The organism is Xanthobacter wiegelii (genome assembly GCF_043193855.2).
GTDB lineage: Bacteria > Pseudomonadota > Alphaproteobacteria > Rhizobiales > Xanthobacteraceae > Xanthobacter > Xanthobacter flavus_A.
Map to the genome: position 1 here is coordinate 3867371 of NZ_CM195529.1, position 14409 is coordinate 3881779.

General features: G+C 68.3%; 13 protein-coding genes. 7 read left to right on the forward strand and 6 right to left on the reverse strand.

All coding sequences use genetic code 11. The annotated features are described in order from the left end of the window. Window positions 1-269 precede the first annotated feature (269 nt). From V5F63_RS18020 to V5F63_RS18030, 3 genes are all read left to right on the forward strand, one after another. Window positions 270-563 carry a hypothetical protein gene (locus V5F63_RS18020; RefSeq protein WP_209484580.1) on the forward strand — a complete coding sequence of 98 codons (294 nt, stop codon included), beginning with the start codon at window positions 270-272 and terminating at the stop codon, window positions 561-563. A 137-nt stretch (window positions 564-700) separates the two neighbouring features. Further along, a complete protein-coding gene (locus V5F63_RS18025; protein WP_394027934.1) occupies window positions 701-1681 on the forward strand; it encodes an HlyD family secretion protein in 981 nt (326 codons plus the stop codon). Window positions 1682-1685: 4 nt separating this feature from the next. Next, window positions 1686-2738 carry an FUSC family protein gene (locus V5F63_RS18030; protein ID WP_394100694.1) on the forward strand — a complete coding sequence of 351 codons (1053 nt, stop codon included), beginning with the start codon at window positions 1686-1688 and terminating at the stop codon, window positions 2736-2738. 97 nt (window positions 2739-2835) lie between these two features. Here the strand turns inward: V5F63_RS18030 and V5F63_RS18035 are convergent, their stop codons facing one another. The 4 genes from V5F63_RS18035 to V5F63_RS18050 all read right to left on the reverse strand — a co-directional run bounded on the left by V5F63_RS18035 (window position 2836) and on the right by V5F63_RS18050 (window position 6964). Beyond that, on the reverse strand, window positions 2836-3531 hold the full coding sequence (locus V5F63_RS18035) for an FkbM family methyltransferase (protein WP_394100693.1): 696 nt from the start codon (window positions 3529-3531) through the stop codon (window positions 2836-2838). A gap of 181 nt (window positions 3532-3712) precedes the next feature. Continuing rightward, window positions 3713-4465 carry a response regulator gene (locus V5F63_RS18040; RefSeq protein ID WP_394100692.1) on the reverse strand — a complete coding sequence of 251 codons (753 nt, stop codon included), beginning with the start codon at window positions 4463-4465 and terminating at the stop codon, window positions 3713-3715. Window positions 4466-4830: 365 nt separating this feature from the next. Then, window positions 4831-5733, reverse strand: a complete 903-nt coding sequence (gene rpoH / locus V5F63_RS18045) for an RNA polymerase sigma factor RpoH (RefSeq protein ID WP_209484591.1) — start codon at window positions 5731-5733, stop codon at window positions 4831-4833. Between the two features lie 160 nt (window positions 5734-5893). Further along, window positions 5894-6964 (reverse strand): RluA family pseudouridine synthase, encoded by a 1071-nt coding sequence (locus V5F63_RS18050; protein WP_394100691.1) that lies wholly within the window; start codon window positions 6962-6964, stop codon window positions 5894-5896. A 29-nt stretch (window positions 6965-6993) separates the two neighbouring features. Here V5F63_RS18050 and V5F63_RS18055 point away from each other — a divergent pair, with 29 nt between their 5' ends. Next, window positions 6994-7341, forward strand: a complete 348-nt coding sequence (locus tag V5F63_RS18055; protein ID WP_209484595.1) for a hypothetical protein — start codon at window positions 6994-6996, stop codon at window positions 7339-7341. Window position 7342: 1 nt separating this feature from the next. On the opposite strand, the gene V5F63_RS18060 is transcribed toward V5F63_RS18055, so the two are convergent. Then, on the reverse strand, window positions 7343-8014 hold the full coding sequence (locus V5F63_RS18060; protein WP_394100690.1) for an LON peptidase substrate-binding domain-containing protein: 672 nt from the start codon (window positions 8012-8014) through the stop codon (window positions 7343-7345). Between the two features lie 110 nt (window positions 8015-8124). Continuing rightward, window positions 8125-9051, reverse strand: coding sequence for a thioredoxin (gene trxA / locus V5F63_RS18065; RefSeq protein ID WP_209484599.1), 927 nt, complete (start codon window positions 9049-9051; stop codon window positions 8125-8127). Between the two features lie 333 nt (window positions 9052-9384). On the opposite strand from trxA, the gene smc reads away from it, so the two are divergent. The 3 genes from smc to V5F63_RS18080 all read left to right on the forward strand — a co-directional run bounded on the left by smc (window position 9385) and on the right by V5F63_RS18080 (window position 14400). Further along, window positions 9385-12837, forward strand: a complete 3453-nt coding sequence (gene smc / locus V5F63_RS18070; RefSeq protein ID WP_394100689.1) for a chromosome segregation protein SMC — start codon at window positions 9385-9387, stop codon at window positions 12835-12837. Between the two features lie 254 nt (window positions 12838-13091). After that, complete coding sequence (locus tag V5F63_RS18075; protein ID WP_209484603.1) at window positions 13092-13475, forward strand: AtpZ/AtpI family protein; 384 nt, start codon at window positions 13092-13094, stop codon at window positions 13473-13475. Window positions 13476-13647: 172 nt separating this feature from the next. After that, window positions 13648-14400, forward strand: coding sequence for a F0F1 ATP synthase subunit A (locus V5F63_RS18080; RefSeq protein ID WP_394100688.1), 753 nt, complete (start codon window positions 13648-13650; stop codon window positions 14398-14400). Window positions 14401-14409 lie beyond the last annotated feature (9 nt).

Below are 14409 nucleotides of genomic sequence, written 5' to 3' on the forward strand. Positions count from 1 at the left end.
GCGGCAGAGTGCACGGGCGCCAATCGAATCGCGTCTTCGTATCGGTCTTTGCGCCCCGACGTGCCGGTGGCCGCCATCCGGCAAACCGGCTGGAGCGCTGCGGGACTGAACATCGGAACAGGGCGTGGCGGGCAGGCGCCGGGGCGGGCTGACATCCTATGCGGCAACGGTGCAATTGAGAACCTGCGGTGCGCGCGGGGAAACCGGGGGGAGGTCCGCAGCGTTGGCATGGCTGGACGGCGAAACGCCGGGCCAGTCCGGAGGACCCCATGAACACCGCGAACCTGCAATTGGAAGGCGTGCTCCTCGCCTTGTCACGCCTACTCGAGACCATGCGGCACAAGGGCCTCCTCACATCCGGCGAGATCGAGACGGCGCTCGCCGAGGCGGAGGACGCCTGCCGCCGCGATGCCGCCTGCCGCACCATCAGCCCGGGGCAGGCCGAAGGGGTGCTGTTTCCCATCCGCTTCCTGCGCGCAGCCACCAATCGCCAGGAAGGCCCGGCCCCGACCTTCACCGACATCGCCACGTCCATCGGGGAGAACAAGGACAGGAACGGCTGAGCCGGCGTAGGGCGCCGGAGCTTCTCAAGTCCGGCTCTGGCGCCGAGGGGTTCCCAAAGGGTATCAAGCGGCGGCACGCCCCAGCGCGGCGGGCGGTTGACCTCCGCGCCCTGCGGAGGTCATGTGGGGAGGCGCCTTTGCTGTCCTTTGTCGAACGCCATGTGATCGCCTCGATCCTCGGCTCCGTGGTGCTGGCGTTCCTCGTCTACGAAACCTCGGTGCGGTTCTTCGCCTACACGGGCGATGCCTATGTGGCGACGGATGTAATCTTCGTCGCGCCCGAGGTGTCGGGCCCCCTCGCCAAGGTGGCGGTGGGCGATGACGCCCAGGTCGCGGCCGGGGCGATGCTCGCCGAGATCGAGCGGGAGCCGTTCGCGCTGGCGGTCAGCGCCGCCGAGGCGCAGGTCGCGCTGGCGGCCGAGCGCATTCGCCTTGCCGAGGCGGCGATCGACGAGAGCACGGCCATGGTGTCCGCCGCCCGCGCGTCCCTCGACAACGCCCGGCGCCAGCAGACCCGCTCCGAATCCCTCTCCCAGACCGGCGACATCTCCGCCGAGGCGCTGGATATGGTGCGGCGGGACGCGGTGGTCGCCGCCGCCGACCTTCAGAAGGCGGAAAGCCTCGCCGCCGTGGCGCAGACCCTCGTCACCGTGCGGCGGGCGGAGCAGGCGACTGCCGCCCAGGCCCTCGCCAAGGCCAGCTACGAACTCTCCCGCACCCGCATCGTCAGCCCGGTCAAGGGACGCGTCGCGCCGCTCACGGTGCGCACCGGCGATTACGCCACCGCCGGCAGGCCCCTCGCGGCCGTGGTGTCGGATCTGAATTGGCACATCGTCGCGGCGGTGGACGAGCGCCATCTGGCGCGGCTGAAGCCCGGCCAGAGCGTGCTGTTCAGCATCGGCTCCGATCCCTGGCGGCCGCACTGGGGCACGGTGCGCTCCATCTCGCCGGGCATCTCCCGCACCGCCGGCGAGGATGGTGCCCTCCCCTACGTGCCCCTGAGCACCGACTGGATCCGCCTGCCCCGCCGCTTCCCCGTGCTCATCGACATGGGCGACCTGCCGGCGCGCGCGCCGCTCTACCGCGGCGCCGACGCCCGCGTGCTGATCTGGTTCTGACCCCATGGCCGCGACAGGCTGGAGCGCGCGGCAGGGCCTCATCACAGCCGCGAGCGTGGTGCTCGCACTGCTGATGGCGGCGGCGCTCGGGCTGCAGGGACTGTGGTGGGCCGCGATCTCGGCCTGGGTGGTGTCGAACCCGGATTTTTCCGCGCTCTGGCGCAAGGCCGGCATGCGCCTCGCCGGCACCGCGGTGGGGCTTTCCGCCGGCTATGTCCTTGCGGTGGCACTGGAGGGCATTCCGCTCTTCCAGGCGCTGGCCCTGTTCATCATCTGCGGGGTCGGCTCCTATTTGCGGTTCGTGAGCCGCTACGGCTATGCGTGGTTCTACGGCACCATCACGCTCATGCTGATGCTGGCGGTGAGCATCGTCGAGACCGGCGCGCTCTTTTCCTTCGCGCAGAACCGTTTCCTGGAGATCGCCTGTGGCGTGGTGGCAAGCGCCGTCATTCACGCCGCCGCCCGCCCCCGGAGCGACCGGGCCGCGACCGCGTTGCCTGCCTCATCTGGTGAACCGGCAGCGCCCGCGCAGCCGGCTGATCTCGACCTCGTGCATATCGGGCTCGTGGCGGGCACATCGGCGGTGGCGATGGTGGCGCTGTGGTCCTGGTTCGACCTGCCATCGCTGCCGCAGGCCATCGGCTCTTCGCTGGCGGTGCTGGACAAGGACTTCGGCGCCATGCGGGTGCGCGGACGCCAGCGGGTGCTCGGCTGCATCCTGGGCGCGCTTGCCGGGCTTGCCGCGCTGCTGCTCCAGCTCGACAATCTGGTCGTCTATCTGACCGTGCTGGCGGGCGGCATCTTCTATTTCTCCCGCCTGCACAATGGCGGCGGGCCCCAGAGCTATATCGGCACCCAGGGCGGCGTCGCCTTCATCACCGCACTCATCACGGACGGCGGGCCACCGGATGCGCTGATGCCGGTGCTTGAACGTCTCGCGGGGATATTCATCGGCGTCGCGCTGATGCTGGCTGCGTCGTTCGTGCTGTCCGCGCTGAAGCGCAGGCAGATCGCCCGAGAGACCGCGACCGGGCCGACGACCGGGCCGGCCGGCTAGATGTCGAAGCTATGAAGGTTGTTCATCCGGGGCTTGGGTGAGAGGCTTGGGTTGTTTCACCTTGATCGGATCAGGACCAGCGCCCCCTCGCCCAGCCTCAGGCCAAGGCGCGTCGCAACAGCCGCCGCCCGAGGCGGGCCGGCCCGTAGTGCCATGCCAGGGCCATCCGGTCCGCGAACGCCATGCCGCTGTCGGCACGGGGCACGAACCAGGCATTGTGACCGGTGCGACGCACCAGCACATAACCCTGCGCCCGGAGCAGGCGGCGGCTGCGGCCGAACTGCACCCGATCGTCAACCAGGACAAGTCGCGGCCGGAACCGCGAGGCCGTGAAGCCGGAGAGCACATCCGCCTCCGTGCCGCCCACGTCGATGGAGAGGAAGTCGAAGCCGGTCACGCCCGCATCCGTCAGGATATCGTCGAGCCGTCGGGCCTCGACCTGCATCACGCCGCTCGGCTGCTCGCCCGGAAACAGGTGCGACCGCGCCTCCCATCCCAAGAGCCAGAGCTGAAGCGTGGCCGGGCCTCCGGGACCGGCGCAGGCGACCGGGACGACCTCGGCCTTCCGCGTCGTCCTGAGGGCTCTGGCAAGCTCCGCGGAGGGCTCGATGAGCAGACCGCGCCAGCCATTCAGTTCGAGATGATAGGTCTGGCTGCCGCGAATGGGGTCACCCGCGCCGACCTCGACAAACGTCCCGATGGCATTTCCGAGCCAGGCCGCAACGAGACCTCGCTCGTGATGAGAAGGATTGATGACACGACCGCCATCATCAGCAATCACGGCTGCACGCATGGCACCCCACCCAATTAGCTGAGCGGAAAGTGCCTCTATACCTAAATTTTCACAATGGTAATCAGGTCCATATTTCTGTCGTAACATCCAGAACTGGAGCTAAATTTTTAGGCATAGCGGAACTTATTTGTAATTATCGGATATCGTGGCGAAATAATACAGACACATATTGAAATTTACTTCATACCATCGCCCGAAGTGTCTCGGCGAAGCGCCGTCCGGCCTGCCGGACGGACGCGCCGCCCTTGTGGGTGAGTTGGAGCCAGACCCTTCGCCGGTCTTCGGGGTCGGGGCGCCGCTCCACCAGCCCCTCCTGCTCGAGCGCTTCCAGGCGACGCAACGCGGTGGTGGTTGAGGTTCCGGCACCCGCACACAGTGCCGAGACGGAAACCTGCCGGCCGGCAGCCTGCGCCATGGCGAGATCGAGCAGCATTTCCCAGGCGGCATCCCCGCCGGCCACGCTGGGAAGCACGCGCTTGCGGTCCATGCGCAGGCGATCCAGCAGACGCAGCAGCGCCAGGGGATCGTCGAGCAGGGTCGCCGCCCGCCACTTCTGCAGGGAAAGATCGAGCGCCCGCCGGATGGCTGCCGCGAGACTGGCGATTTCCAACGGCTTCTGGAGAAAATCCACCGCGCCCATCCGCAGGGCGGCAATGCAACTGTCCAGCGATCCGTTCCCCGTGAGAACGATGGGCAGGATCTGCGGCGCCTGACGCAGTTCGCCCACGCGACGGATCAGTTCCAGCCCGTCGAGACCGGGCATGGAGAGGTCGGTGACCAGGACGCGGATGGCAAGATTCTGCTCGATGATGTCGAGCGCGGTCAGCGGAGACGAAGCGCAGACCACCGACAGGTTCTCAAGGGCAAGTCCTTGCCGCACCTCACCAAGGAAATCCTTGTCGTCATCGACGATAATGACCGCAACGTCCAGCATACCCGAGTGCCATCCCGCCGCCGCGGCTGACGCTCCTAACGCCAGGAAACAATCAGCAGGCACGGCGGGCCTCTGTCGAAGCCGATCAAAGTTGAGCTAGGCAGGTATCATGCTAGGTGGGACCGATCCAGATCAGATCGATCCAAACCTTGCCGTTTTGGACCGATTTTTCTTCGAGGAGCAATTACTTAGAGTTGATCGACTGCCGTATGCGTCAATTCAGGCGAACCCTGGCCGAAGCAGCCCTAATGTGACAGCGTGACCCGGCAAGGATTCTCAGCACGAACGCGACAGCCCCCAAAGGACATGGGCCGCGCTCTGCGGACCCCGCCCGGCGACGAAGACGCGACTCGCGAGGTCAAGGATCAGGCGGAGATCGCCTCCGCCTCATGGGCCTCGATCTTGCGCACCCGGTCCACGACCGCCTTTTGCACCTTCTCGAAGGCGCGCACCTCGATCTGGCGCACACGCTCGCGCGAAACGCCGAACTCGGAAGCGAGGTCCTCCAGCGTCATCGGATCATCGGAGAGGCGGCGCGCCTCAAAGATGCGGCGTTCGCGATCGTTGAGAACGGACAGGGCGCCGGACAGGGCTGTGCGGCGATTGTCCAGTTCCTCGCTCTCCGCAAGTTGCTCCTCCTGGTCGAGGCGCTCGTCCACCAGCCAGTCCTGCCACTCGCCGCCCTCCGACTCCTCGCGGATGGGGGCGTTGAGGGAGGCGTCGCCGGAGAGGCGGCGGTTCATGTCCACCACGTCCTGCTCGGTGACGCCGAGCTTGGTCGCGATCTGCTTCACCTGATCGGGGCGAAGGTCGCCCTCCTCCAGGGCGGAGATCTGGCTCTTGGCCTTGCGCAGGTTGAAGAACAGCTTCTTCTGCGCCGCCGTGGTGCCCATCTTCACGAGGCTCCACGAACGCAGGATGTATTCCTGTATGGAGGCGCGGATCCACCACATGGCATAGGTGGCGAGGCGGAAGCCCTTCTCGGGCTCGAACCGCTTCACAGCCTGCATAAGGCCCACATTGCCTTCGGAGATCACCTCGGAGATGGGGAGGCCATAACCGCGGTATCCCATGGCGATCTTGGCCACGAGGCGCAGATGACTCGTCACCAGCTTGTGAGCGGCGTCGCGGTCCCCGTGCTCGCGCCAGCTTTTCGCGAGCATATATTCCTCCTGCGGCTCCAGCATGGGGAACCGCCGGATTTCCTCCAGGTACCGCGAAAGCCCGCCCTCTGCGGAGGGAATGGACATGGACTTCTGCTGGGCCATCACGAGGCCTCCTTCTCCCGCGGCCCCCGTCCGGGCAGCCGCCTGTGCGGCCGCATGACGCCGACCGCGACGCATGATGATATAGATACGAATGGGGCGCGGATAGGTTTCATCCTCTCACGTCGCTGCGAGAGCGGATTGCGTTTCTGCACGCTCGCGATCAGTCGCGCAGCGCCCCCTCCAAATCCGCAAGATCCTGCGGCAGCGCGCTTTCAAACGACAATTCCTCGCCCGTCACCGGGTGCGCGAAGCCGAGCCGCGCCGCATGCAGCGCCTGCCGGCCGAGGGCGGCGAGGCAGGCCCGAGCCTCGTCCGGCAGCAGCGAGACCTTGGTGCGGAAGCCCTGGCCATACACTTCGTCGCCGAGGAGCGGGTGGCCGGCGTGGGCCATATGGACGCGGATCTGGTGGGTGCGCCCGGTCTCCAGACGGCATTCGATGAGGCTCGCAACCTCCGCGCCGTTCTTGCCGACGAAGGTGCCCAGCACGTCCCAATGGGTCACCGCATGGCGGCCGGACCCGCGCACCGCCATCTTCTGGCGGTGCGTGGGATGGCGGTCGATGGGCGCATCCACCCTGCCCTTCGGCTCGGGCACGCCCCAGACGAAGGCGAGATAGGCCCTCTCCAGCGGCCCGGTGCGGCCGTGGTCGGCGAACTGGGCGGCAAGGCCCTTGTGGGCGGCGTCCGACTTGGCGACCACCAGGAGACCAGACGTATCCTTGTCGATGCGATGCACGATGCCCGGACGCCGCACTCCGCCAATGCCCGACAGGCTGTCGCCGCAATGGTGCAGCAGCGCATTCACCAGAGTGCCCGAGGCATGCCCCGGCGCCGGATGCACCACCAGTCCCGCCGGCTTGTCGATGACGATGAGGTGATCGTCTTCGAAGGCGATGGTGAGAGGGAGGTCTTCGGCCACCGGCTCGGCCGGCTCGGGGGGCGGCAGGGTGAGAGTGTAGACCTCGCCGGCATTGACCCTCGCGGCCGCGTCCCCTACCACTCCCCCGCCGATGGACACCTGCCCTTCCGCAACGAGACGCTGGATGCGGGTGCGGCTGAGTTCGGGCGCGAGGCGTGCCAGGACGCGATCCAGCCGCTGGCCCGCATCCTCGGGCGCGACGGCGAGGATAAGGCTCGCGCCTGCGTCCTGACCGGTCTCGTCCGGCCCGATCTCATCGGTGAGGTCGTCGAAGCCGTCGGCAAGGGCAGCTTCGGTCGTCTTCGCGTTCATTCTTGTCCCGTCAGGAGCCCCGGCCCCTCATGTTCCACCGCCCGCCCCAGATCGACACCCCCGAAGAGGCGCTGACGCCGGAGCAGGAGCGCGTCATCCGCAAGTTCCGCCGCTTCTCCAGCATCTCCATGCTGGTCATGGTGCTGGGGGTGGCGGCCGTGTTCGGCGTGATCGGTTATCGCATGATCCGGGCGAAACCGCTCGCTTCCGGCGAAATGACCGCGCTTCTTCCCAAGGGCAGCCGCATCGTCTCCACCGCCGTCTCCGGCGACGTGGTGGTCGTGGCCATCGAGCTCAACGGCGCGACGGAGATCCGCACCTTCGACGCCCGCACGCTTGCGCCGGCCGGACGGCTGCGCTTCGCGGTGGAACCCTGAGCTACTGGAGCGAGCCTTCGCGGTCGCCCGGCATGCGGGCCAGCATCATCTGGGTGATCGCGACCAGCATGTCCGCGCGCGCCTTGAGATTGTCCGCCTCCAGCAGCGCCTGCTTCTCCAGCGCCCCATAGGGCGACATCACCGAGAGCGCATTCACCAGCGTCTCGGTGCCGGCCTGGCGGATGCCATCCCAGTCCGCCTCCAGCTTGTTCGCGTCGAGAAAGGCCGCGAGGGCGGCAAGCACGGCATCCCGGTCCACCTCCGCCTCGCCGGCCGAGACATCGAAATCTTCGGCGAACGTGCCGGTATCGATGCGGAACTGGCGGTACGGCGTCGTCACCGGCATCTCCTCGACCACCCGGAAGCGACAGATGCCGCTCAGGGTAATTAGGTAGCGCCCGTCCCCGGTCTCGCCGAACTGGGTGAGCCGCCCCACGCAGCCGACCTTATGAACAGCCGGGCCGCGCGCGCTGGCCGGCGCCGCCTCGTCCGGCTGGATCATCCCGATGAGCCGCGCGCCCCCGAGCGCATCGTCCACCATCGCCAGATAGCGCGGCTCGAAGATGTTGAGCGGCAGCTCCGCCCGCGGCAGCAGCAGCGCGCCGGTGAGCGGAAATACGGGTATCACCAGCGGAATGTCCGCCGGCGCCAGGTAATTGCGGTTGGCAGCCACGAAAAAAATCCTTTTCGATCGCCTGCGAGCGAAATTCCATCCGCATCGGGAAAGCGCATCGACCCAAACGATCGAAAGACGCGCCCGCCCCGGACAGGAAGGCCGCGCTCTCAGGCGAACATGATCGCTGACAATTTCTTACGGCCTGAAAGGGTGAGTGGATCGGTCGGGCCCCACGCCTCGAACAGCTGAACCAGCTGCTTGCGCGCCGCATCCTCGTTCCACGAGCGGTCGCGCTTGACGATGTCGAGCAGGTGGATCAGCGCGTCCTCCCGCCGGCCCTTGGCATTGAGGCCGAGCGCGAGGTCGAAGCGGGCCTGATGGTCGGCGGGGTCGAGATCGAGCTTCGCCTGAAGCGTCGCGAGGTCGCCGAGAGAGGCCGCCTGCTCTGCCACATCAAGGGCGGCGCGGGCGGCGGCGATGGACGGATCGTTCGCCTTGTCGGCGGGCGCCAGCGCCAGCGTCGCCTTCCCCTGCTCCAGCGCGCCGGCCGCCACCTGGGTACGCACGAGCCCGGCGAGCGCCTTCAGATTGTCCGGCTCTTCGCCGAGCACGCCGGCGAAAATTTCCGCGGCTGCGGTGAGGTCGCCGTCCGCCAACGCGCCCTCGGCGGCCGCGAGGGCTTCCTCAAGCCCGTCCGTGGCGGGACCGAGGAGGCGGTCGATGAACGCCTTCACCTGCCCCTCGGGCAGCGCGCCCATGAAGCCGTCCACCGGCTGGCCGTTCACGAAAGCATAGACGGTGGGCACGGACTGGATGCCGAGCTTGCCGGGGATCACCGGATGATCGTCGATATTGAGCTTGGCGAGGCGCACCTTGCCCTTGGCGGCCTTCACCACCTTCTCGATCACCGGGGTCAGCGTCTTGCACGGGCCGCACCAAGGCGCCCAGAAATCCACGAGGACCGGACGTCGCTTCGATTCCTCCATCACCTCGGCCATGAAGGTCTGGGTGGTGGTCTCGATGATGTCGCCGCCGGCGCTGTCCGAACCCGCAGCCGGTTTGGCACCCATGGCGCCTGCCTGATTGAGCAGCATGTGTCGCAATCCCCGAAAATCGTTCCCCGCGGCGCCCGAAGGCGCGCAGCCGGGGGGCTCCCCATAAATGGGGCGCCGGCGCACCGACGCAATGCGGCGCTTGCCGCCTTGTACCCCTTTCGGGCCGGGAAGGTAAGGCAGGAGGCGTCAGCGCAACCATGAGGCGCATCTGCGTGCATCTCCCGCCGCCACAGCGATGACCCTTTGTGGATCGTTGGCGGGACAAGGCTTGCGCAGGGGCGACGGCCCATGCACGCTGGTTTGACCTCCACCGGAAAGGCTGGCACACCCCGCGCCGATGACCGTCCCCGTTCCCACAGCCAAGATCGCGGCATGAAGTTCGACCGCCTGCGGCTCGTGGGCTTCAAGACCTTCGTTGAGCCCACCGATCTCCTGATCGAGCCCGGCCTCACCGGCGTCGTGGGGCCGAACGGCTGCGGCAAGTCCAACCTCGTCGAGGCGCTGCGCTGGGTGATGGGCGAAAGCTCCTACAAAGCCATGCGCGCCAACGACATGGAGGATGTCATCTTCTCCGGCACCACGGGGCGGCCGGCGCGCAATTCCGCCGAGGTGGTGCTGCACCTCGACAATTCCGACCGGACGGCCCCGGCCGCGTTCAATGAGTGGGACCAGCTGGAGATCGTCCGCCGCATCGAGCGCGGCTCCGGATCGAGCTACCGTATCAACGGTAAGGATGTGCGCGCCCGCGACGTGCAGCTCATCTTCGCTGACGCCTCCACCGGCGCCCGCTCCCCGGCCTTGGTGCGGCAGGGGCAGATCGGCGAGATCGTCGGCGCCAAGCCCAATGCCCGCCGCCGCATCCTGGAAGAGGCCGCCGGCGTCGCCGGCCTCCACGCCCGCCGCCACGAGGCGGAGACCCGGCTGAAGGCGGCAGAGCAAAATCTGCTGCGGCTGGAAGACGTGATCACCCAACTCGGCACGCAGGTGGACAGCCTGCGCCGCCAGTCGCGACAGACCGTGCGCTACAAGTCGCTGGCCGCCGAGATCCGCCAGTGCGAGGCGACCCTGCTCTGGCTGCGCTGGCAGGACGTGACGAAGGCGCTGGCCGACGCCGAGCAGGCCGTCGAAGCCGCCAGGCACGACGGCGCCGAGCACACCCGCCTTCAGGCCGAAGCCGCGCGCCTCCAGGCCCTCGCCGCCCACGCCCTGCCCGCTCTACGCCAGAAGGAGGCGGAAGCCGCCGCCGCGCTGCAGCGCCTCACCCATGCCCGCCAAGAGCTGGACGCCGAGGAGGCCCGCCTCGCCGCCCGCAAGGGAGAACTGGAGCGCCGCCTCGTCCAGCTGGCACAGGATACCGCCCGCGAGGAGGCACTCTCCCACGATGCCGAAAGCGTGCTGGAGCGTCTCGCCACCGAGGCCGAAAACCTGCGCTTCGAGCAGGAGGAGGCGGCCGAGCGCGAGGCCATCGCCACCGACATGCAGGAAGAGGCCGCCGCCTTTCTGGAGGAGGCCGAGCGCGCGCTGGAGGAGAAGACCGCGCACTTCGCCGATCTCGGCGCCCGGCGCGCCTCGCTGGAGCAGCTTCTGCGGGAGACACGCGACCGTTTGGCTCGAAACGCCGCCGAGCGCGCCTCGGTGGAGGCCGAGGAGACCCGCCTCAAGCAGCAGGCCGGCACCGACGCCCTCGAAGGCTTGCGCATGGAGGCAGAGGCCGCCCGCGACGCTTTGGCCGAGGCCGAGGAATCCAGCATCGACGCCGAAGTGGCGCACACCCTCGCCCGCCGCGCCATGGAGGAACTGCGCCCGACTTTGGCTGAGGCGCAGGCCCGCTTCGGCCGTCTGGAGACCGAGGCGCGGACGCTGGCGAAGGTGCTCCAGTCCTCCGACGCACGCTTCCCGCCGGTGGCCGACCTCGTCACCGTCGCCAAGGGCTATGAGACGGCGCTGGGTGCGGCCTTGGGCGACGATCTCGATCTGCCGGTGGACGGCGCCGCCCCCGCCCGCTGGGCCGGCGCAGCACTGGACCCGTCCGACCCCGCTTTGCCGCCGGGTGCCGAGCCCCTGTCGCGCTTCGTCTCTGGCGCCCCGGCGCTGGCGCGTCGGCTAGCACAGGTGGGCATCGTGGCCCGCGCCGACGGCCCGGCGCTGGCGGCGCGACTCAAGGCCGGGCAACGCCTCGTCTCGATGGAGGGCGACTTGTGGCGCTGGGACGGCGTGGTGGCCGCCGCCGACGCCCCCACCGCCGCCGCCCGCCGCCTCGCCGAGCGCAACCGGCTCGCCGACATCGAGGCCGAGGCGGCCGTGGCGGAAGCGCATCTCGACGAGGTGCGCGCAACCCTCGCCGATCGGGAGAGCGTGCTGCGGCAGGCCGCCGAGGCCGAAACCATGGCCCGCGAGGCCCGCCGCACCGCCCAGCGCGCCGCCGAGGCGAGCCGCGCCACGCTGGAAGCAGCCGAGCGCCGCGCCGCCCAGCATCTCGCCCGCCTTTCCGCTTTGGCCGAGGCGCGCAACCGCCTCGCCGCCGTGCGGAGCGAATCGGAAGCGGCCCTCGCGGACGCCGAGCGCCAGCTTGCCGCGCTCGACACCCCGCAGGTGCTCGAATCGGATCTGGCCCGCGCCCGTGCCGAGACGGCCGAGCGACGCGCCGCCGTGGCGGAGGCCCGCGCCCGGCTCGATGCCTTGCGGCGCGATGCCACCCAGCGCATGCGTCGCCTGGAAGCCATCGCCGCCGAAGAGCGTTCCTGGCGCCAGCGCGCCGGCGGTGCCGGGGAGCGCCTCGCCGCCGTCGCCGCCCGCGAGGCGGAGGCGCAGGCCGAGCTGGCCGAGATCGAGGAAGCGCCCTCCGAATTCATCCGCCGCCGCCGCGCCCTAATGAATGCGCTGGAAGAGGCGGAGGCCGCCCGACGCGAGGCCGCCGACCGCCTCGCCGAGGGCGAGGAGGCGCTCGCCGCTGCAGACCGGGTCGCCCGCGAGGCGCTGGAGGCCATGTCCGGCGCCCGCGCCGAGGCCGCCCGCGCCGACGCCCGGCTGGAAGGCGCCCGCCAGCGCCGCGACGATCTCCAGCGCGAGATTGCCGACATCCTTGACGGTCCGCCGGACCTCGCCCGAGAGCAGGCCGGAATCAGCGATTCGTCCCCTCCCCCGAATGTCGCGGCCATCGAGGCGACGCTGGAGCGGGCGAAGCGCGACCGGGAGCGCCTCGGCGCCGTGAACCTGCGCGCCGACGTGGAGCTGGAGGAAGCCGAAGCCCAGCACACCCGACTCACCACCGAACGCGACGACCTGAACGAGGCCATCCGCCGCCTGCGCGCCGCGATCCAGAGCCTGAATCGCGAGGCGCGGGAACGGCTTCAGGCCTCCTTCGCCGTGGTGGACGGGCATTTCCGCAAGCTGTTCGACACGCTGTTCGGCGGCGGCGAGGCGCAACTCGTCCTCACCGATGCGGACGATCCGCTGGAAGCCGGCCTCGACATCATCGCGAAGCCGCCCGGCAAGAAGCCGCAAACGCTGATGCTGCTCTCCGGCGGCGAGCAGGCGCTGACCGCCATGGCGCTCATCTTCGCGGTGTTCCTGACCAATCCCGCGCCCATCTGCGTGCTGGACGAGGTGGACGCGCCGCTCGACGACGCCAACGTCGAGCGATTCTGCACCCTGCTGGAGGAGATGACGCGCCTCACCGACACACGTTTCCTCACCATCACGCACAATCCCATCACCATGGCCCACCAGAATCGCCTGTTCGGCGTGACCATGGCGGAGCGGGGAATATCCCGTCTGGTGTCGGTGGATCTGCAGAGCGCCGAGCGCCTGCGCGAGGCCGTCTAGCAACCCCGCAGAGGCTTGAGCGCGGCCTTTCCTGCGCGGCCTGGCCGCCCATGCGGAAGGCGGTGGGCGCACGCTTTCGCCCGGAACGGCAGCACAGCGGCGAAGCACGATGTCGCAGCCACATTTTTCTCTTTTATTTTCAAAAACTTGATACCTAGTGCGGCTGCCTTGACACCCAATTTTGACGCAACTATGGTGCGCCGCGGTTCGAGGGGGAGGGCTGCTGTCCTCCACCGGAGCCAGGAACTTGCGCCATGTCCGGACCTGACGACACCTCCTCGCGAGGCAAAAGCGGACCGGACGGGGCGGCAGGCTCCCGGCCCAGCGATACCGAGCTCTCCGCGAGGCTTGAGCAGCTCAACTCTTCGTTGGGCCAGGTGCGTGCCAAAACCGAGGTGCCGGCCCCGAAAGGGCAGGATACTTCGTCCAAATCTGGCGTCGCGCTTGCCTTCCGGCTGGGTGCCGAATTTGTGTCGGGCGTTCTGGTGGGATCTCTCATCGGCTACGGAATCGACCGCTTCTTCTCGATCACGCCCTGGGGGCTGATCGTGTTCACGCTGGTCGGCTTTGCCGCGGGCGTGGTGAACATGCTGAGAGTCTCCGGCGAAGGCCGGAAGATCGGCTCCGGCAAGTCCTGACGGGCGCTCCTCGACGGAAGCGCGGGCGGGACGAGTTTTTCGGGGTGGCGCGAGCCGCCCGGGTCATTGGGGTGGGTCCGGCGACGGATTGCGTCCTGTTGATGTATTTGGCGGCTTCGGCCGTGATCTTGGGTTCAGCGGCCGAGGCCGCGATGGCAGGGGGCGTGTTCGGATGACCGTCGATCCGATCCACCAGTTCGAGATCAAGCGCTATGTCGACCTGCTGAATTTCAGCAGCGTGCAATTCTCGTTCACGAATGCCGCCGTGTTCATGTTCGGCATCGTGGCGATCATCTTCTTCTTCCTCACCTACGCCACCCGCGGCCGCACCCTCGTACCGGGCCGGGCGCAGTCGGCGGCGGAGATGAGCTACGAATTCATCGCCAAGATGGTGCGCGACAGCGCCGGCAACCAGGGCATGGTGTTCTTCCCCCTGGTGTTCTCGCTGTTCATGTTCGTGCTGGTGGCGAATGTGGTGGGCCTCATCCCCTACACCTTCACCGTCACGGCCCACCTGATCGTCACCGCCGCTCTGGCGCTGCTGGTGATCGGCACCGTGATCATCTACGGCTTCATGAAGCACGGCACCCACTTCCTGCACCTGTTCGTGCCGTCTGGCGTCCCGGGCTTCCTGCTGCCCTTCCTGGTGGTGATCGAGGTCGTCTCGTTCCTCTCCCGCCCCATCAGCCTGTCGCTGCGTCTCTTCGCCAACATGCTGGCCGGCCATATCGCCCTGAAGGTGTTCGCCTTCTTCGTGGTGGGCCTGGCCTCGGCCGGTGTCGCCGGCTGGTTCGGCGCGACCCTGCCCTTCCTGATGATCGTGGCGCTCACCGCGCTGGAACTTCTGGTGGCGGTGCTGCAGGCCTACGTGTTCGCGGTGCTCACCTCGATCTACCTCAACGACGCGATCCATCCGGGTCACTGACCCGGACGT